Below are 19589 nucleotides of genomic sequence, written 5' to 3'. Positions count from 1 at the left end.
AGAGGAGGGCGCACGGATGACCAGCGCTGTAACCCCAAGCCGAGGGCGTCGGCCGATGAGGGCGCAAGGGTATTGTGCCGCAGTGGCGGCGTGGCTGCTGGCGGGCTGTACCAGCAATTACTATCTGGTGGACGAGATGGCCGACCGACCGCCGCAGGCGTATCCGGAGACGGTGCAGCTGGTGCCGTCGGCAGATGCCAAGGCGAGCGCGCTGTTGCAACAGACAACACTGTATCGCACCGCGCCGCAGGCGGCGGTCACGCTGCGCGATGCGAACCTGCAGTTTTCCGGCGGCTGTGGCAATCCGCTGCTGGCGTCGGGGTTGACGCTGGGGCTGCTGCCGGTGTCGATCCCGGAAGGCGTGCGGCTGGTGTACCGGCTGCAGCGCGACGGCCAGAGCGTCATCTATGCCCATGATATTTGGGTCGAGCGCCGTACCTCGGTGTGGGAGTGGTTGTTCACGCCGTTTGCCGACAGCGAGCACGAGGTCTGGCAGCAGGGGCTGCAGCGGGCGCCGCGCCATGTCGTCAACTGTATCGATGGCCGCTGCGTGGATCCCGAGCCGACAGCGGTCAACCAAGCGCAGACGGGGCCATGAGGTTGGCTGGTGTATGGGCGCCGCCGCGTCTGGCCGGTGCCGGTTGCCGCCGCCGTGCAGCGTGTGACGGTGGCTGGCCTGCCGGCGCAGAGATAACGAGGTAAAAAGAGACCGCCATGCTGGCGGTCTCGTGTTTTGGGGTCGGCGGGGCACCGCCAGCGGGCGCCCGGAGCGGAGCGGGTTATTGCTCGTTTTCGCCGCCGAGTGCGGCAATCAGATCGGGGATGAAGCGCGCCAGTTCACCGGTCATCAGTGCGAAGTCGGCATCCAGGCGCGCGTTGCGCTCCTCGGAGACGATGTCGTCGTTCTGCTCGCGCAGCTCTTCACTGAATTTCAGCCGCTTGATGGCCATGTCGTCGCCGAGCACGAAGCTGACGGTCTCGGCCCACTCCAGCGCCAGCTTGGTCACCAGCTTGTCGGCCAGCAGGTGCGCCTTCATCTCTTCGCTCAGCAGATCCTGCTCCTTGGCGCGGATGATGCCGCCGTGCTCCAGCGCACTGCGCAGCTCCACCTCATCACCGAGGGTGAAACCGGCCGGCGGCGTGGTGCCGTTGAGCCATTCGGTCATGGTGATCTCCGGCGGGTTCTTCAGCGCCAGCGGCACCACCGGCAGCGAGCCGATGCTCTTGCGCAGCAGCGCCAGCACATCGTCGGCCTTCTTCACCGAGCCGGCATCCACCGCGACATAGCCATCGGCCGGGTTGATCCACAAAAAGGTCTGGCTGTGGCGGGTGAAGGCGCGCGGCAGCAGGGTGACCAGGATCTCCTCCTTCAGCGCCTCCTTCTCTTTCTTCTTCAACGCCCGGCCCTGTTCGGCCTCCAGCGCCTCGACCTTCTCGTCGAGCATGTCCTTGACCACGCTGCTCGGCAGCATCTTTTCTTCCTTGCGCGCGCACAGCAGCAGCTGGCCGGCGGCTTCATGCACCAGGGCCTGGGTGCCGCGACCCAGCGGTGCAACCCATCCGAATTTGCTGATGTCCTGGCTGCCACACGGCGTGAACGCCATGCCGTCGAGCAGCTTTTCCAGCGCGTCGGCATCTTGTTCAAACGGGCGGGTGAATCGGTAGATTTGCAGGTTCTTAAACCACATGCTGTCCTCGGCAACCGGAGAAAAAGTCGCGCTAGTCTACCAGAGATGTGATGCTGACGGCATTTCGGTGGAAAAAAACGGAGATGGCTCACAGGCTCCCCGCGGTGTCACTTTGTGGCGATATGCGCCTCTTACACTCGAAACAAGAAGAGGAGAGAGGCCATGCTGATCCGTCGCTGTGTTGCCGAAGACATGCCCCAACTGCTGGAGATCTGGCTGCAGGCCACGCTGCATGCCCATGATTTTCTGCCGGCGGCAGCCTGGTGGCCGCGCCAGGAGGCGATGCGCCTGCAACTGCAACAGTGTCAGGATATCTGGGTGGTGGAGTCGCAGAACGAGGCCGTGCTGGCCTGCACACTCAAGGGGGCTGCCAGCCAGCCACAGCAGGTGGTGGGCTTCATGGCTATCGACGGCGACGAGCTGCTGGCGCTGTATGTGCACCCGGAGTGGCAGCAGCAGGGGCTCGGCGCCACGCTGATCGGACTGGCCCAGCAATACCATGCCCATCTGACGCTGCGGGTCTGCGCCTTGAATACCGAGGCGGTGCAGTTTTATCGCCGGCATGGCTTTCGGGTCAGCCGTGAGTTCCGGCAGGCGGATTCGCCGTGTGACGAGTATCTGATGGAATACCACCAACCTTGAAAAATCCGTTATAAACCGCCATCTTGGCTGCTGGATGAGGCAATGCCGCCCCTCCTGTCGATGCGGAATCCCTATGAGACTGTTACATACCGCCGACTGGCATCTGGGCCATCAGTTGCATGGTCATGATCGCAGTTATGAGCATCACTGTTTCCTCGACTGGCTGAGCCAGCTGATTCGTGAACGCGAGATCGATGGCCTGCTGATTGCCGGCGATCTGTTTGATACCGCCAACCCCTCCGCGGCCAGCTGGCAGCGCTTCTATTCGTTCCTGGCACAACTGCTGCGGGCATTTCCGCACCTGAATGTGGTGGCCATCGGTGGCAACCACGATTCGCCATCGCGGCTGGATGCGCCGCACGAGCTGCTCAAGGCGTTCGAGCTGCACCTGGTGGGGGCTGTCAGCCGGGATGCCGACGGGGCGCTGGAGGTGGAACGGTTGATCGTGCCGCTGACTGACCGGCAGGGACAAGTGGCGGCCTGGTGCGCCGCCGTGCCCTATCTGCGCAGCGCCGATCTGCGTCTGGATGAGTGTGCAGAGGGCGACGAGGACCGGCTGGTGGCCGGGGTGCGCGCCATCTACCGTCAGGTGCTGGCCGCCATCGAAGCGCGACGCCAGCCGTCGCAGCCGATCATCGCCCTCGGCCATGCCTATCTGGCGCGCGGCGAGCTGTCGGCGCTGTCGGAGCGCAAGATCCTCGGCGGCAACCAGCATGCGCTACCGGCGGATCTGTTTGCCGGGGCCGATTACGTGGCGCTGGGGCACCTGCACCTGGCGCAGAGCCTGGGCGAGCAGATTCATTACAGCGGTTCGCCATTGCCGTTGTCGCTGGCCGAGGCCCACTACCGGCATCAGGTACTGGAGCTGGAGGTGGATGGCGACGGTGTGCGCATCAGCCAGCGGCATAAGGTGCCAAGGGCGGTGGAGATGTTGCGTCTGCCGAGTCAGGCACAGCCGTTGCCCGAGGTGGAGCGGCTGCTGCGCGAGCTGGAGCTGCCGGCGTGCGATCCGCAGGCGCGGCCGTTTGTCGAGGTGCGGGTGGCGCTGGAGCAACCGGAGCCGCGGTTGCGCGAACGCATCATCGCCGCCCTGGCGGGTAAACCGGTGCGGCTGGCGCGTATCAGCACCGAATACCCGGGGCGTGGCGAGAGCCTCGCCGAGCAGGCCCGCGGACGGCAGCTGGAAGAGCTGACACCGGAACAGGTCTTCACCCTCTGTTATCAACGCCAGTTTGCGGCCGAGCCCCCGGTGCCGCTGCAACAGGCGTTCGATGCACTGTTACACCAGATTCAGGAAGCCGAACAATGAGAATTCTGGCCCTGCGTGGCGAAAACCTTGCCAGCCTGACCCAGGCGTTCGAGATTGATTTTTCCTCTGGCCGGCTCGGCCAGAGCGGGCTGTTTGCCATTACCGGCAACACAGGAGCGGGCAAGAGCACCTTGCTGGATGCCATCTGCCTGGCCTTGTATGACCAGATGGCGCGCTTTACGCCGAACCGCAAATTCCAGCCGGAGATCGGCCGCGCCGAGGACGCCGACCGCCTGAAGGCCAACGATGTGCGCCACATTCTCAGCCGCGGTCAGGCTGCCGGTTATGCCGAGGTGGATTTTCGTGCCAGCGATGGCCAGTTGTGGCGGGCGCGCTGGCAGTTGCGTCGTGCCCGCAACCGCACCGATGGTCGTTACCAGAAACAGGAGCGCAGTCTGGAGTGCCTGTCGGCGCCCGAGCTGCACGCCGGTAACAAACGCGATCTGCAAGAGCGCATCGACCAGCTGGTGGGGCTGAACTGGGAACAGTTCCGGCGCGCCGTGATCCTGCCGCAGGGCGACTTTGCCGCCTTCTTGAAGGCCGGCAGCGATGAGCGCTCGGCGTTGTTGGAACGCATGACCGGCACGGCACTCTACTCCGAGCTGTCGGTGGCGGCGTTCGAACGCGCCCGTGACGAGAAGCAGGCGTTGGCCCAGCTGGCGGCCCAGTTGGCGGAGTTGCAGCCCGAAGGCGAAGCCGGCCAGAGCGTGCTGGAGCAACAACTGCAGCAGCTGACCAGCCAGTTGAGCGAGTTCAAGGGCTGGCAGCAGGCGATCACCCAGTGGCAGCACTGGCAACAACAGGGGCATGAGCTGGCGCGCCATCTGCACGATGCGCGAGCGGCCTTCGAGGCCGAGGAGGCACGCTATCAGGCGGCGGCGCCGGATCGGCTGCAACTGCAACAGATTGAACGTGCCCAGGTGGCCAGGCCGGTGTTTGATGAACTGGCGCGCACCCAGCTGGAGCTGCAGGAGCTGGAGCAGTCCAGCGGTGCTGCGTTACAGCGCCTGGAGACGGCACAGGGCTCGGAGCAACAGAGCCAGCAGCAATTGACGCTGCTGGAGCAGCAGTCGCGCCAGCTGGAAGGCGAGATGCGGACCTTGCAGCCCGAACTCAATGAGGCGCGTGAGCTGGATGCCTTGCTGCAGGCGTGGGAGCGTCAGTGGCGGGAACAGCTGCCACGGCAACAGGAGCTGGAGGCACAGCGGCAGCGCCTCGGCAGCCAGGTGCAGGCCGGGCAGCAACAGCAACAACAACGCCAACGCGAGGCCACCGAGCTCGGCCAATGGCTGGAGCGCCATCAGCAGGGCGCCGCGGCAGCCAGACAATGGCAACCGCTGCTGGCCAGCCTGCGTGAAGCCTGGCAGGGGCAGGCGCGGCTCCGTACCTGGCGCCGGCAGCAACATGAATTGCAGACGCTGCTGCAGGACAAGCAACTGCTGCAGCAGCAGATGAATGCCGGTCATGTCGCGGCACGGGAAGAGTGGCAGCAACTGCAACAATTGCAGGTGCAACTGGAGCAGGAGTGCCCGCCCGAGCGTCTGGATGAGGCCCAGCAGCAGCTGGCGCACTGCCAGCGACGCGCAGAGCGGGGGCAGATGCTGCGCGATCTGGCCGAGCAGGCCAGCCTGCTGGAGCGGCAGAGTCAGGAGCTGAGGCTGCGTCACGAGGGGTTGGCGTTGCGCGAGCATGAGCTCGACAGCCAGCTGCAGCAGTTAGCGCCTGAGCTGGAGACGCTGCGCGCCCAGCTGGTGGCCTCCACCGAGGCATGGCAGCAGGCCCATGTGCGCCAGAGCCTGCAGCAGCACCGGGCCCAGCTCAAACCCGAGCACCCCTGTCCGCTGTGCGGTTCACTGGACCATCCGTGGCAGGAACAGGGGCCTGAAGTGATCGAGCTGCTGGCGCGGCTCGGTGAACAGCACCGCTTCTTGCAGCAGCACCTGCAACAGCGCGAACAGACTTGGGGTCAACTGCAGGCACACCGTCAGCAACTGGCGGACAACGCTGTGCAGTTGCAGCACCAGCTGGTGCAGTGCCATCAACAACGGGCGCAGCTGACAGCGCGCTGGCAGCAGCTGAGTGACGGTGACAGCCACTGGCCGGCATGGCCGGAGCAGCCGGATGGCTGGCTGGCGGTGATGGCCGAGCTGACGCTGGCGTTGCAGCAGACGCAACAGGCCTGGGCGCTGGCGGCAGAGGCGTGGGATCGAGCGCGTGCCGCTCAGGTCCGGTTACAGCAACTGCGGCAGCAGGTGGCGGCCGCCCAGCAACAGGCCTTGACGCTGGAGCGGCACCTGCAGGAGTTGCTGCGCCAGCTGACCGAGTTGCAGACCCAGGAGCAGTCGCTGCAGCAGCAGATGGGCCATTTGCAGGAGCGACTGCAGATGACGGCACAACTGCTGGATGAACGCCTCGGCGACAGCCAATGGCGTGTCTGGCTGGAGCGGGCGGACGGCGAACAGGCGATCACGCTGTGGCAGCAGGAGTGCGAGTTCTTCTTGCAGCAGGAGGAGCAGTGGCAGCGCTTGCGCCAGCAGATCCTGCAGGCCGAGCCGGAGCTGGCGGCGCAACAGGCGCAACTGCAGCAGCTGGAGCGCGAGTGGCAGCAACTGACGGTCCTGCGCCAGAATTTGCAGACGCAAAAAGCCGATCTGCAACACCGGCGCGAGTCCTGCCTTGGCGGGCGCCAGGTCGCCGATGTCGAACGTGACTGGCGGCTGCGCCAGGAGCAGTTGCGCGATCTGCTGGCCCAGCAGCAGCGCCAGCTGCAGACCCTGGCCGAGCAGAAGGCCGCCGCGCAGGCGGCGCTGGAGGGGCTGCGCCAGCGGCAGCAACAGGTGCAGCAGCAGCGGCGCGAGGCGCTGCGCAGCTGGTTGCGGCATGAGCAGCAGCTGGAGATCCCCGAGTACGAACTCCACCGTCTGTTGAGCTACAGCAGCGACTGGATTCAGCAGGAGCGTCAACGCCTGCACGCCCTGGCGGCGGAGCGCGAACAGGCGCGCGTCCGTCTGGCCGAGCGGCAACAGGCGCTGGCGCTGCATGAGAGTCAGGGACAGCAGCAACTGGCGCGGCTGCCGGCCGAGGCGCACACCGCAGATGGGCTGGTCAGCAGCTGGGTAGAGCAGGTGCAGGCCCAGTCACAGCAGCTGGAAAGCCAACTGTTCGAGACTCGACACCGTCTAAAGCAGGGCGAGGAGCGGCAGGCGCAGTATCAGAGCCTGCAGCAGCGCTATCTCGAACAGCAGCAGAGCAGTGAGCGCTGGGAGCAGCTTGGTGAGCTGATTGGCTCGGCCAGCGGGGCCAAGTTCCGCAGCTTCGCCCAGGGGCTGACACTCGAGCGCCTGTTGCTGGAGGCCAACGCGCACCTGCGCGAGCTGGCGCCGCGTTACCAGCTGCTGCGGGTACCAGGCAGCGATCTGGCGCTGCAGGTGCTGGATCGTGACATGGGCGATGAGATCCGTGCCGTTGAATCCCTCTCCGGGGGCGAGAGTTTTCTGGTCTCGCTGGCGCTGGCGTTGGGGTTGGCCTCGCTGTCGGGGCGCGAGACCCGTATCGAATCGCTGTTTATCGACGAAGGGTTCGGCACCCTGGATCCGGAGAGCCTGGATGTGGCCATTGCCTGCCTGGACTCGCTGCAAGCCGAGGGGCGGCAGATCGGGATCATCTCCCACGTGCCGGCGCTGGTGGAGCGCATCGGCGTGCAGGTTCAGGTTGAGGCGCGGGGGGGCGGCGAGTCACGGATTCGGTTACCCGATTAAGGTGTGCCGTCATTGATGGAGCGATTATCATAAAAGTGTCATAAAAAGTTCTAATAATGACGCTAGCGAAAACAAGGAGCGTCTTTTAGAAGGCTTTTACCATGTCAAGAAGAGTGTTGGTTGTAGAAGATGAAACCCCGATCCGCGAAATGTTGTGTTTCGTGCTGGAGCAGAAGGGGTTCGAGCCTGTCGAGGCGGCCGATTTCGAACAGGGACTGGCCAAGGTGGCCGAGCCGTTTCCGGATCTGATCCTGCTGGACTGGATGTTGCCCGGGGGCACCGGCATTCAGTTCATCAAGCAGCTCAAGCAGGATGAGATGACGCGGCAGATCCCGGTGATCATGCTGACGGCGCGGGGCGAGGAGGAGGACAAGGTCCGCGGCCTGGAGGCCGGTGCCGATGACTACATCACAAAGCCGTTCTCGCCCAAGGAGCTGACGGCGCGGTTGAAGGCGGTGATCCGTCGTGCCGTGCCGACCTCTACCGAGGAGATGATCGAGGTGCAGGGCTTGCGTCTGGATCCGGTGTCACACCGGGTTACGGCCAACGAGCAGGCACTGGATATGGGACCCACCGAGTTCCGCTTGCTACATTTCTTCATGACGCACCCGGAACGGGTTTACAGCCGCGAACAGCTGCTGAACAATGTCTGGGGTACAAACGTCTATGTCGAAGACAGAACGGTGGATGTGCACATCCGGCGCCTGCGCAAGGCTATCGCCGAGTCGGGCCATGATGCGCTGATCCAGACGGTGCGTGGCTCAGGCTACCGCTTCTCGACCCGACTCTAAAGGAGCGTCATGCTGGAACCCTACTCCTGGGGGAAGATGATCAGACGTAGTCTGTATCTGATTTATTCCCCTGCACTGCTGGTTGGTCTGCTGACCGGTTTCTGGGCCGAGGCGCTGCTGGCGTCGGCGGTTTTCCATCTGTTGTGGCTCTATTACTACCAGAAAAAACTGGCCGACTGGTTGTGGAAGGATCGCAGCCTGGTGCCGCCGCAAGGGCCGGGCACCTGGGAGCTGATCTTCAATGGCATCTACCGCCTGCAGCAACGGCACCGCGCCCGGCGCCGCGAGCTGGCGGGTGTGATCCGGCGTTTCCGCGAAGGGGCCGAGGCACTGCCGGACGCCGCCGTTGTCTGCCGTAATGACGGCAGCATCGTCTGGTGTAACCGGCTCGCCGGGCAACTGCTCGGTTTTCGTTGGCCGGAGGATGCCGGGCAGAACATCAGTAACCTGATCCGGAATCCGGCGTTTGTCGGTTATCTCAAGCAGGCGGACTTCAGCCAGCCGCTGGAGATTGTCTCGCCGGTCAACGAAGAGCGGATCCTCGAGTTTCGCATCATGCCCTACACCGAGGATCAGACCATGATAGTGGTGCGCGATGTGACCCATCTGCGCAGCCTGGATGCGATGCGCAAAAACTTCGTGGCGAATGTCTCTCACGAGTTGCGCACGCCGCTGACGGTGCTCAAGGGCTATCTGGAGATGGCCGAAGATCTGCCGCCGGCGCCGATGTGGCACAAGATGCACGGGGTCATGCTCGAACAGACGCTGCGCATGGATACCTTGGTCAATCAGTTGCTGACGCTGTCGCGCATCGAGGCGGCGACCGACATCGATCGCAATCAGGTGGTGGATGTGCCGGCGATGCTGAACCTGCTGGAGCACGAGGCGCGGGCACTCAGTGGCAGTGCGGCGCACCGCATCGAGTTCAGTGTCGATACCGGGCTGCGGATCTACGGTGACCGCGAGCAGTTACGCAGCGCCTTGACCAATCTGGTGAACAACGCCATCAAGTACACACCACCTGGCAAACGGATTCAGGTGCGGTGGCAGCGCGAGGGGGCCAGGGCCCGCTTCTCGGTGCAGGATGAGGGCGAGGGGATTGCCAAGGAGCATCTGGACAAGCTGACCGAGCGCTTCTACCGCGTTGACAAGGCGCGCTCACGGCAGACGGGCGGTGCCGGTCTTGGCCTGGCCATCGTCAAGCATGCCCTGAGCCACCATGATTGTCAGCTGGAGGTCGAGAGCCAGCCCGGCAAGGGCAGTTGCTTCAGCTTCACCATTCCGGCATCCCTGTTGGTGCGTGAGGCCGTGGCAGCCGGCTAGCTAGCTTGTGGTGATTCGTCCGCTGAGCACCGACGTGCTCCCGCGGCATGCGAGCGCAACGACAAGGTTGCACGCCGGATCCAGCGTCAACAGAAGAGGGGGCCAACGCGCCCTCTTCTGTTTTTATTCTGCTTACTTCGCTTACTTCGCTTACTTCGCTTACTTCGCTTACTTCGCTTACTTCGCTTACTTCGCTTACTTCGCTTATTCCACTTATTCCACTTATTCCGCTTATTCCGCTTATTCCGCTTATTCCGCTTATTCCACTTACTTCGTTTATTCCGCTCACCTTATCTCGCTTGCGTCGTGAAACAGCGAGCGCTAGCGCTGGGTGGCGGCCTCGGCGCAGATCGTCTGTGTGTCAGAACAGGCTCTCAGAACAGGATGTGGCAGGGCCGGACACGGGGTCCCGAACCAGGTGGTAAACAAATCAAAGTGATGCCCTTGCTGTCACATAACTGTCATCTAAGTTTATTAAATTCGTCATGTCAGCCGGCAATACTGGCTCCCGTCTGAGAGACACAATCCGTTCTAAGTGGAGAAAGTGGATGAAATTCAACAAGCTGGTAAGCGTAATGGGTCTGGCCGCGGCCGTCCTGTCAGCTAATACCTGGGCAGCAGTGGATGCTGACCTGCACGAGTACGAAAAAGTCGCCGGCATCTCCGGCAACCTGTCTTCTGTTGGTTCCGACACCCTGGCCAACATGATGACCCTGTGGGCCGAAGAGTTCAAACGTGTCTACCCGAACGTCAACATCCAGATCCAGGCTGCCGGCTCCTCAACTGCGCCACCCGCTCTGACCGAAGGCACTGCCCAACTCGGCCCGATGAGCCGCAAGATGAAGGAAGGTGAAATCGAAGCGTTCGAGAAGCGCTACGGTTACAAGCCGACCGCTATTCCGGTGGCTATCGATGCCCTGGCTGTCTTCGTGCACAAGGACAACCCGATCAAGGGTCTGACCATGCTGCAACTGGATACCGTTTTCTCCAGCACCATGAAGTGCGGTGGCACCATCAACGTCAGCACCTGGGGTGATCTGGGCCTGACCGGTGATTGGGAGTCCAAGGACATCCAGCTGTTTGGCCGTAACTCCGTCTCCGGCACCTACGGTTACTTCAAGGAGCATGCCCTGTGTAAGGGTGACTTCAAGAACACCGTCAACGAACAACCGGGTTCTGCCTCTGTAGTGCAGTCGGTTTCTGCCTCCCTGAACGGCATCGGCTACTCCGGTATCGGCTATGTGACCTCTGGCGTCAAGGCGCTGCCGCTGTCCAAGGATGGTGGTAAGACCTTCGTCGAGCCGACCCATGACAACGCCATCAAGGGCACGTATCCGCTGTCACGTTACCTGTACATCTACGTCAACAAGCAGCCGAACAAGCCGCTGGACCCGATGACCATGGAATTCGTCAAGCTGGTTCTGTCCAAGTCTGGTCAGGAAATTGCCGAGAAGGATGGCTACATTCCGTTGCCGTCTGCCGTGGTGAAGAAGGATCTGGAGCTGCTGGCCAAGTAATCAGGCGCAGCTGAACAGCATAAAAAGCCAGTCGTCAGGACTGGCTTTTTGCTTTGCACATCGCGGTGACTGCGGCGCGTCAGGCGCCAAAAGCCTGCTGCCAGTCGAGGCGGAACTTCGCCAGGGCTGCATCGACGGCCGGGGAGTGGATCAACTGATCGGTCACGTCCACCGGCAGGGTAATGGCACTGGCGCCGGTCAGCAGGCAGTCGAGCGCCTGACGCGGCGTCTTGAAGCTGGCGGCCAGCACCTGGCAGTGGGGCGCATGCAGTGTCAACAGTTGCTGCAGCTCGCGGACGGCAACGAGGCCACTGCCTCCTTGCGCATCGATGCGATTGACATACGGGGCGACATAGGACGCCCCGGCCAGTGCCGCCAGCAAGCCCTGCATCGGGGTATAGACAGCGGTGCCGAGGCTCGGGATCTCCAGCAGGCTCAGGCGCTTGATCGCCGCCAGCCCTTCACCACAGACCGGCACTTTGATGACCAGATCCGGGTCCAGCTGACGTAGTGCCTGGGCCTCGGCCACCATCTCGTCGGCACGTTCGGCCAGCACTTGTGCAAACAGACGGGCGCGGGGGCCGACCAGCTCGCGGATCGCCGGCAGTAATTGCGCCAGCGGTTTGCCTGCCGCCGCGACTATGCTTGGGTTGGTGGTCACCCCTTGCAGCGGGAATTGTCGGGACAAGCGCTCGATCGCAGTCAGGTTGGCGGTGTCCAGATAGAGTTCCATTATGCATTCCTCGTCATGTGGCTGATATCCCCACTATAGCGCGCTCAAATTTGCATCAGGTTGATTTAGATCAATGATGCTTTCGCATGAAAGTTTCATTATCAAATTCGAAGCCCGTATTACCGATAGCAGGTGCGATGATGCAGACAGGTATGACGTTCAATCTGCAACGTTACTCCACCCATGATGGCCCCGGGATACGCACTGTGGTGTTCCTCAAGGGGTGCAGCCTGGCGTGCCGTTGGTGTCAAAACCCCGAAAGCCGGCGCCGCCAGCCGGATCTGCTGTTTGACTCCCGCTTGTGTCTGACTGGATGCCAGCTCTGCCAGCAGGCCGGTTTGTGTCTGGTTAGCGATGCCGCCGGGCAACGCTGTCTATCTCGTTGCGAGCAGGACCGCCCGGCACTGGAGACGCTGCGCTCCCTGTGTCCCAGCGGCGCGCTCAGTGTCGTCGGCGAAACGCAGAGCCTCGCGACGGTGCTGGCGCAGGTCAAGCGCGATCTGCCGTTTTACCAGCGCTCCGGTGGTGGCCTGACACTCTCCGGCGGTGAGCCGTTCATGCAGCCGGAGTTTACCGCTGCCCTGCTGCAGGCGGCGCAGGCAGAGTCGATTTCAACCGCGGTCGAGAGTTGCCTGCATGTGCCCTGGCACTATATCGCCCCGGCATTGCCGCATCTCGACCTGTTGCTGGCCGACTTGAAGCATCTGGATGCCGAGCCGTTCCTGCACTGGACCGGCGGCCGGGTGGAACAGGTACTGGATAACTTTCGTCGCCTGAAGCACTGCGCCGTACCGCTGATCATCCGCATCCCGCTGATTCCGGGCTTCAATGCCGATCTGGCCACCCTGTGCCGGCTGTTTGATTTCATCGTCGAACAGACCTCGGCCCGCGAGGTGCACCTGCTGCCGTATCACACCTTGGGACAGCACAAGTACCAGCTGCTGGGCGAGGAGTACCGGGCACCGGGGCAGCCGCTGGACGATGAGGCACTGCTGAGCCAGGCCCAACTGCAGGCGCGCGCGCGCGGCTTGCACGCCGTATTAAGAGGACAAGCATGATGACGACACTCGATCTGACCACGTTGACCCCCCGCATCCGCGCCCATAAGGAGGCGTTGATCCACCTGACCAAACCCCCGGTCTGTACCGAACGTGCCCGTGCCTATACCGACATCTACCGTCAGCATGCGGACAAACCCGTGGTGGTGCGCCGTGCGCTGGCGCTGGCCCATCACTTGCGCAGCAAACAGATCTGGATCAAGCACGATGAGCTGCTGGTGGGCAACCTGGCCTCGGCAGTACGGGCGGCACCGATCTTCCCCGAATACACGGTCGGCTGGATTGAGAAGGAGCTGCATGAGCTGGGCGAGCGGCCCGGTGCCGGCTTTGAGGTCAGCGAGCAGGACAAGCAGGTGATCGCCGAGATCTGCCCGTTCTGGCATGGACAGACGGTGCAGGAGCACTGTTACGGCCTGTTCACCGCTGAACAGCAGGCTCTGCTGGCCTCCGGCATCATCAAGGCCGAGGGCAACATGACCTCGGGCGATGGTCATCTGGCGGTGGATTTTCACACTGTCCTGACCTTGGGGCTGGATGGTCTGCGCGACAAGGTTGCCGCCCGCCGTGCACGTCTGGATCTGGCTGACTGGGCCGACCTGAAGCGGGAGCAGTTCCTCAAGGGCGTGGCGCTGGTGCTGGAAGCCACCTCGGACTACATACTGCGCTATGCCCGGCTGGCCGAGCAGATGGCGGCACAGGAGGCGCGCCCCTGGCGGGCTGACGAGCTGCGGCAGATCGCCAGCAACTGCCGCTGTATCGCCAGTCAGCCACCCCATAGTTTCTGGCAGGCGCTGCAACTGTGTTACTTCATCCAGCTGATTTTGCAGATAGAGTCGAACGGCCATTCGGTGTCATTCGGACGCCTGGATCAGTATCTCTACCCCTGGTATCAACGTGATGTCGAGCAGGGTGCGCTGCCGCGTGAACAGGCGCTGGAGCTGCTGCAGTGCTGCTGGTTAAAGTTGCTGGAGGTGAGCAAGATCCGCTCTGGCAGCCACTCCAAGGCCTCGGCCGGCAGTCCGCTGTATCAGAATGTGACCATTGGCGGCCAGAGGCTGGAGGCGGGCAGAGCGGTGGATGCTACCAATGGCCTGTCCTATGCCATTCTCGAGTCCTGTGGCCGGCTCAAATCGACCCAGCCCAATTTGTCGGTGCGTTACCATGCCGGCCTCAGCGAGGCGTTCCTCGATGCTTGTGTACAGGTGATTCGCTGTGGTTTTGGCATGCCGGCCTTCAACAATGACGAGATTGTGATCCCCGAGTTTATTCGCCTCGGGGTCAAGACCGAGGACGCTTACGACTATGCGGCCATCGGTTGTATCGAGACCGCAGTGCCGGGGAAATGGGGCTACCGTTGTACCGGCATGAGCTTCATCAACTTCGCCCGCATCTTGCTGGCCGCACTGGAGCAGGGACGGGATGCCAGCACAGGCCAGGTCTTTCTGCCGCAGGCGCAAGGGTTGTCGCTGGGGAACTTTGCCTCGTTTGATGAAGTGCTGGCGGCGTGGGATCGGCAGGTGCGCTATTTCACGCGTAAATCCATCGAGATCGACTGCGTGGTGGATTCAGTGCTTGAAGAGCGGGCCCAGGATCTGCTGTGTTCGGCGTTGGTGGATGACTGTATCGAACGCGGCAAGACGGTGAAGGAGGGGGGTGCCGTTTACGATTGGGTCTCCGGGTTGCAGGTGGGCATCGCCAATCTGGGGAATAGCCTGGCCGCGGTACGTGAGCTGGTGTTTGCGCAGTCGCGGGTCAGCCAGCCTGAGCTGGCAGCGGCACTGGCCAATGACTTTGCCGGTATCGAGGGCGAGCAGTTACGTCAGCGTCTGCTGAATGCGGTCCCCAAATACGGCAATGATGATGATGAGGTGGATGCCCTGCTGGTGCGGGCGTATCAGAGTTATATCGATGAGCTGGCACACTTTCACAATACACGTTTTGGCCGCGGCCCGATCGGCGGAGGCTATTACGCGGGCACGTCGTCCATCTCGGCGAATGTACCGTTTGGCGCCGCTACCATGGCCACGCCGGATGGTCGCAGGGCCACGACCCCGCTGGCCGAAGGGGCCAGTCCCGCTTCTGGTACCGACGCCCTCGGGCCCACTGCAGTGTTTAACTCCCTCGGCAAGTTGCCGACGGCGCAGATCCTCGGTGGCGTGCTGTTGAATCAGAAGCTCAACCCGGCGGCACTGGAGAATAGCGCCGATCGTGGCAAGCTGATGCTGCTGTTGCGCACCTTCTTCGAGGTTCATCGGGGCTGGCACGTACAGTACAACATCGTCTCGCGGCAGACGTTGCTGGCAGCCAAGGCCCATCCGGAGCAGTATCGCGATCTGGTGGTGCGGGTGGCGGGCTATTCGGCCTTCTTCACCGCGCTGTCGCCCGAGGCGCAGGATGACATCATCAACCGCACCGAGCATCAGTTGTGATGGGCTAGCGTACGCGGTTCAAGGTCGCCGTCAGGGGAAAGCTCGGGCATAATAGCGCCCCTGACGGAGGAGATATGCAGCCAGAAACAGCCGATTTGCAACACCCGGCACAGCCAGAGGACGAGCGTTGGATGCGTCACGCCCTGGCGTTGGCCGCCCGAGCCGAAGCTGCCGGCGAAGTCCCGGTAGGTGCCGTGCTGGTGGCGGACGGCGAGGTCCTGGCCGAAGGCTGGAACCTGTCGATCTGTCAGCATGATGCCACGGCTCATGCCGAAGTCATGGCGTTACGTCAGGCTGGTATTCGCCGCCAGAATTACCGCCTGCTGGAGACCACCCTGTATGTGACGCTGGAGCCCTGCGTCATGTGTGCCGGTGCCCTGGTGCATGCCCGTATTGGCCGGCTGGTGTACGGAGCCTCCGATCTGAAGACGGGGGCCGTGCGCTCTGTGTTCGCGTTGCTCAACGATCCGCGCCACAACCATCAGGTCGCCGTAACAGCGGGTGTGCTGGCCGATGCATGCAGCCAACAGCTCAGTGCCTTTTTTGCCCGGCGTCGGGCCGAAAAAAAGGCTGCCAGATTGGCAGCCCGTAGTCAGTCGGCGTCGGAATGAGCCGTCTGTAGCAGCAGTTGCCAGCCCATATTCTGTCCATAGCCCTGTTCACGTTCCAGGTTCTGCATCAACAGCCGATTCTGTTCGCACCAGGCTGCGGGTAACGTCAGGGTGAGGGTCTCGTCACTGGCCTGCAGTGACAGTTCGGGCAACAGGTGGTCAAGGCGACGGTGATGCAGGGCCACGGCCAGGCGCAGGATGCGGATCAGTCTCCACAGTTGCCAGTCCGGATAGTTCAGCACACTGTTGAACTCGCCTTTCTTGATTGCCTTGCGATGAAAGCGCACCAGGGTCGCCAGCACCTGCTGCTCTTCCTGGTTGAAGCCGGGCAGATCCGAGTTTTCCAGAATGTAGGCCGAATGGCGTTGTACCGAGGTGTAGTTAATGGCCAGTCCGGTCTCATGCAGCATGGCTGCCCAGCACAACAGTGGCCGGTATCCCTCTTCCAGCAATTGCCAGTCTGCGGCGACCTGATCAAACAGCTGGCCGGCCGTTGCCTCGACCCGCGCGGCCTGCGCCTTGTCGATGTGGTACAGCTCGGCGACGCCAAAGGCGGTGCGGGCGCGGATATCCTGCCCGGAGTCCCGTTGTTCAAACGAGTAGAGCAGCCCTTCGCGCAGTGCGCCGTCCGAGTACTCCATGCGTTCGATACCGAGCCCCTGGAACAGCGCCAGCAGCACCGCCAGCCCGGATGCGATCAATGGACGCCGGTCGTCGGTGAGCCCCGGCAGCGCCAGCGCGTCAATCCGTTTTTGTGCGATCATCTGCTGTTTGAGCTGCTCCAGGCGGGGCAGGGTGAGTTCACCGTCCAGCCCCTGCGCCAGCAGCAGTTCGCGCATCGACTTGATGGTGCCGGAGCTGCCGAGGCAGGTATCCCAACCCAGCGACTGATACTGGGTCAGAATCGGTTCCAGCTGGTGCAAGCCTTCGAGCACGGCGGCGGCGAAGTTTTTCTCGTTCAGCTTGCCATTGGCAAAGAATTGCTTATTGAAGGTGACACAGCCCATCTTGCGGCTGGTCAGTACCTGGGGCGTAAATTGCTCGCCGATGATCAGCTCAGTGCTGCCACCGCCGATGTCGATCACCAGTATGCGCCCTTCAGTGTGTTGGGTATGGGCCACGCCCTGATAGATCAGGCGAGCCTCTTCCTGTCCGGAGATGATCTCGATCGGATGGTGCAGAATCTCGCGGGCACGGCGCAGGAACTCCGGTGCATTGCTGGCAACGCGCAACGTATAGGTACCACTGATGCGGATCGCATCCGGCTGCAGGCCACTGAGGCGCTCGGCAAACAGCGACAGGCAGTCCAGGCCGCGTCGCATTGCCTCTTCACTCAGGCAGCGGTTGTCATCCATGCCTTCGGCCAGACGTACCCGATCCTTGAGTCGATCAACAATCTGCAAGCGCCCGTCGAGGATACGGGCGATGACCAGATGGAAACTGTTGGAGCCAAGGTCGATGGCGGCCAGCAGATTATTCGGCATGGTTTTTCTGTTCCAGTTGCTTGAGATAGTCGTGAATGGCGATCTGCGAGCGCAGCTTGCGGCGATTGCCGCGCGCCACGTAGCGATTGCTCTGCTCGGCATCGATCACCCGCGCCTTGGTGGTGTCGCTAAATTGCATTTCGATGATGTCGAGGATGCGTTGTCGCAGCGTCTCGTCATAGATAGGCGTGCCAACTTCGATGCGGAAATCGAGGTTGCGGGTCATCCAGTCGGCCGATGAAATATAGACCTTCTGCTGGCCACCGTTGTGGAACACCATGACGCGCGGATGCTCCAGATAGCGGTCGACAATGCTGATCACCTCGATGTTATCGCTGATGCCGGGCAGACCCGGAATCAGCGAACACATGCCGCGGATGATCATGCGGATCTTGACCCCGGCCTGGCTGGCGGCATACAGGCGGCTGACCATGCCCTTATCGACCAGATTGTTGATTTTCAGCGTGATGCGCGCATCGCCACCGGCTTTGGCAGTATTGATTTCATTGTCGATCAGGCTGTAGAGGTTACGCCGCGAGTTGATGGGCGACACCAGCAGGTGATTGAACTTGAAGCGCTGGTAGGGATGCTCGATGAACTCGAAGACGTTATCGACTTCGGAGGTGATCTCCTGATTGCGGGTAAACAGCGCGAAGTCGGTGTAGATCTTGGCGGTTTTTTCGTTGAAGTTACCGGTACCGATATGGGCGTAACGCACCGTCTCGCCTTGCTCATGCCGGGTAATCAGGCACAACTTGGAGTGAATCTTCAGGCTGGGCACACCGAACAGGACCTTGACCCCGGCCTCGGTCAGACGGTTGGCCCACTGAATATTGGCGGCTTCATCGAAGCGCGCCTGCAGTTCAACCACCACGGTGACACGTTTGCCGTTGTTGGCCGCATCGATCAATGAGTCGATTACCCGGCTCTGGCTGGCGACGCGGTAGATGTTGATCTTGATCGAGGTGACGGCCGGATCAAACGACGCCTGGCGCAGCAGCTCGGTGAAGTATTGGAACTTGTGATACGGGTAATAGAGCAGGATGTCGCGTTCGGCGATGGCCTGGAACAGCGTCTGGTGCCGATCAAAGTCGCTGCAGTTAAGGGCGGAGATCTTGGGGTTTTCCAGATAGCTGCGACCGACGTTCGGGAAACCGATGAAGTCCTTGAAGTTGTGGTAACGGCCACCGGGCATGATGGAGTCATAGAAACTCATCTTCAGCTTCGAGGTCAGAAAGGTCACCATGCTCTGCGGCGTTTCGCGGTCATAGGCAAACCGTACCGGCATCGCCTTCAGGCGCTGCTTGAGCCCCTCACTCATGTTCTCCAGCAGACTGCGGTTGAACTGGGCCGACAGGTCGTATTCGGCATCGCGGGTCATCTTCACCGAGTAGGCGGCGATCTCGTCGTAATCGAAGAAACCGCTGAAGATGTCATCCAGGCAGAAGCGGATAATGTTGTCCAAAATAATCAGTGCCTTGCGACGCTTGTTGCCTTCATCTGGTGGCATGGGGACGAAGCGTGGCAGGTAATCGGTTGGCACTTCGATCAACGCGTACTGGATCGGCCGCCCGTGTTTCTTCATCTTGACGGCCAGATAGGTGTACTGGTCTTTGAGGAAGGCGATAGGGTCGCTGTTTTCGGTCAGCAGGATCGGACTGATATGACGCAGCACCTTGTCTTTGAAGTACTTCTTGATCCAGGCCTGATGGCCGGCGGAAATCTGGTTTTCATTGATTAGAAAGATGTTGTGGCGCGCCAGCGACAGCATCAGCTCGCGGTAGGTGGCATCGAAGGTCTCGCCGAGCAGTTTGACCTTCTCCTGAATGGCGTGCAGCAGCTCTTCGGCTTCCGGATCGCCGCCATGCTCCTTATGAATCAGCACCCGGCGTTTGACGTCGGCGACGCGGACCTTGAAGAATTCATCCTGGTTGTTGGAGAAGATCCCCAGAAACCGCACCCGTTCAATCAGCGGGACGCTCTTGTCCATCGCCTCTTGCAACACACGCTCGTTGAACGAGAGCCAGCTCAGCTCTTTTTCAACCCACAGATTGTCACTACTCATTCATACCTCGGGAATACACTGCAGGGCGGCTAACATGGTTGCAGCGTGACCAGCCGATGTGACGCTGCGTAGGCCCTTATATGTCAATAACATGACATATTTATGGCATCGCTGCCAACGTGAATGGCCGTCAATTTTGCGCTGGCGCAATTGGGGTTGGTGCGGCACTTTTCCCGCAGCG

General features: G+C 61.8%; 14 protein-coding genes. 10 read left to right on the top strand and 4 right to left on the bottom strand.

The features are described from left to right. The first annotated feature begins 16 nt into the window (after nucleotides 1-16). The gene (locus ACFOSS_RS14315) at nucleotides 17-598 is read left to right on the top strand and encodes a hypothetical protein (protein ID WP_377153701.1); all 582 of its coding nucleotides are present in this window, start codon (nucleotides 17-19) and stop codon (nucleotides 596-598) included. Nucleotides 599-779: 181 nt separating this feature from the next. Here ACFOSS_RS14315 and rdgC read toward each other — a convergent pair whose 3' ends face one another. Beyond that, nucleotides 780-1688 (bottom strand): recombination-associated protein RdgC, encoded by a 909-nt coding sequence (gene rdgC / locus ACFOSS_RS14310; RefSeq protein ID WP_377153698.1) that lies wholly within the window; start codon nucleotides 1686-1688, stop codon nucleotides 780-782. 162 nt (nucleotides 1689-1850) lie between these two features. On the opposite strand from rdgC, the gene ACFOSS_RS14305 reads away from it, so the two are divergent. From ACFOSS_RS14305 to ACFOSS_RS14280, 6 genes are all read left to right on the top strand, one after another. Further along, on the top strand, nucleotides 1851-2330 hold the full coding sequence (locus ACFOSS_RS14305; protein WP_377153695.1) for a GNAT family N-acetyltransferase: 480 nt from the start codon (nucleotides 1851-1853) through the stop codon (nucleotides 2328-2330). Nucleotides 2331-2403: 73 nt separating this feature from the next. Continuing rightward, nucleotides 2404-3639, top strand: a complete 1236-nt coding sequence (locus tag ACFOSS_RS14300; RefSeq protein ID WP_377153692.1) for an exonuclease SbcCD subunit D — start codon at nucleotides 2404-2406, stop codon at nucleotides 3637-3639. Further along, nucleotides 3636-7397, top strand: a complete 3762-nt coding sequence (locus ACFOSS_RS14295) for an AAA family ATPase (RefSeq protein ID WP_377153689.1) — start codon at nucleotides 3636-3638, stop codon at nucleotides 7395-7397. Before ACFOSS_RS14300 ends, ACFOSS_RS14295 begins: the two co-directional genes overlap by 4 nt. A gap of 101 nt (nucleotides 7398-7498) precedes the next feature. Beyond that, nucleotides 7499-8188, top strand: a complete 690-nt coding sequence (gene phoB / locus ACFOSS_RS14290) for a phosphate regulon transcriptional regulator PhoB (RefSeq protein ID WP_377153686.1) — start codon at nucleotides 7499-7501, stop codon at nucleotides 8186-8188. A gap of 9 nt (nucleotides 8189-8197) precedes the next feature. After that, the gene (gene phoR, locus ACFOSS_RS14285; protein WP_377153683.1) at nucleotides 8198-9511 is read left to right on the top strand and encodes a phosphate regulon sensor histidine kinase PhoR; all 1314 of its coding nucleotides are present in this window, start codon (nucleotides 8198-8200) and stop codon (nucleotides 9509-9511) included. A gap of 548 nt (nucleotides 9512-10059) precedes the next feature. Continuing rightward, complete coding sequence (locus ACFOSS_RS14280; RefSeq protein WP_377153680.1) at nucleotides 10060-11028, top strand: PstS family phosphate ABC transporter substrate-binding protein; 969 nt, start codon at nucleotides 10060-10062, stop codon at nucleotides 11026-11028. A gap of 79 nt (nucleotides 11029-11107) precedes the next feature. Here the strand turns inward: ACFOSS_RS14280 and fsa are convergent, their stop codons facing one another. Then, nucleotides 11108-11761, bottom strand: a complete 654-nt coding sequence (gene fsa, locus ACFOSS_RS14275) for a fructose-6-phosphate aldolase (protein ID WP_377153677.1) — start codon at nucleotides 11759-11761, stop codon at nucleotides 11108-11110. A gap of 137 nt (nucleotides 11762-11898) precedes the next feature. Between fsa and ACFOSS_RS14270 the strand changes: the two genes are divergently transcribed. The 3 genes from ACFOSS_RS14270 to tadA all read left to right on the top strand — a co-directional run bounded on the left by ACFOSS_RS14270 (nucleotide 11899) and on the right by tadA (nucleotide 15859). After that, complete coding sequence (locus tag ACFOSS_RS14270; protein ID WP_377153674.1) at nucleotides 11899-12819, top strand: glycyl-radical enzyme activating protein; 921 nt, start codon at nucleotides 11899-11901, stop codon at nucleotides 12817-12819. Then, nucleotides 12819-15248: a formate C-acetyltransferase/glycerol dehydratase family glycyl radical enzyme gene (locus ACFOSS_RS14265; protein ID WP_377153954.1), complete on the top strand. Its 2430-nt coding sequence runs from the start codon at nucleotides 12819-12821 to the stop codon at nucleotides 15246-15248. Before ACFOSS_RS14270 ends, ACFOSS_RS14265 begins: the two co-directional genes overlap by 1 nt. 74 nt (nucleotides 15249-15322) lie before the next feature. Further along, nucleotides 15323-15859, top strand: a complete 537-nt coding sequence (gene tadA / locus ACFOSS_RS14260) for a tRNA adenosine(34) deaminase TadA (RefSeq protein WP_377153671.1) — start codon at nucleotides 15323-15325, stop codon at nucleotides 15857-15859. Here the strand turns inward: tadA and ppx are convergent. Together ppx and ppk1 are read right to left on the bottom strand one after the other, a co-directional pair. Then, nucleotides 15841-17343 (bottom strand): exopolyphosphatase, encoded by a 1503-nt coding sequence (gene ppx / locus ACFOSS_RS14255; protein WP_377153669.1) that lies wholly within the window; start codon nucleotides 17341-17343, stop codon nucleotides 15841-15843. The two genes, tadA and ppx, sit on opposite strands and share 19 nt — an antisense overlap. Beyond that, nucleotides 17333-19408: a polyphosphate kinase 1 gene (gene ppk1, locus ACFOSS_RS14250; protein ID WP_377153666.1), complete on the bottom strand. Its 2076-nt coding sequence runs from the start codon at nucleotides 19406-19408 to the stop codon at nucleotides 17333-17335. Before ppk1 ends, ppx begins: the two co-directional genes overlap by 11 nt. Nucleotides 19409-19589 lie beyond the last annotated feature (181 nt).

The organism is Pseudaeromonas sharmana (assembly GCF_042649925.1).
Lineage (GTDB): Bacteria > Pseudomonadota > Gammaproteobacteria > Enterobacterales > Aeromonadaceae > Pseudaeromonas > Pseudaeromonas sharmana.
Note: the sequence above shows the minus strand (reverse complement) of the source record. Positions and strands in the feature narration are given on the sequence as shown.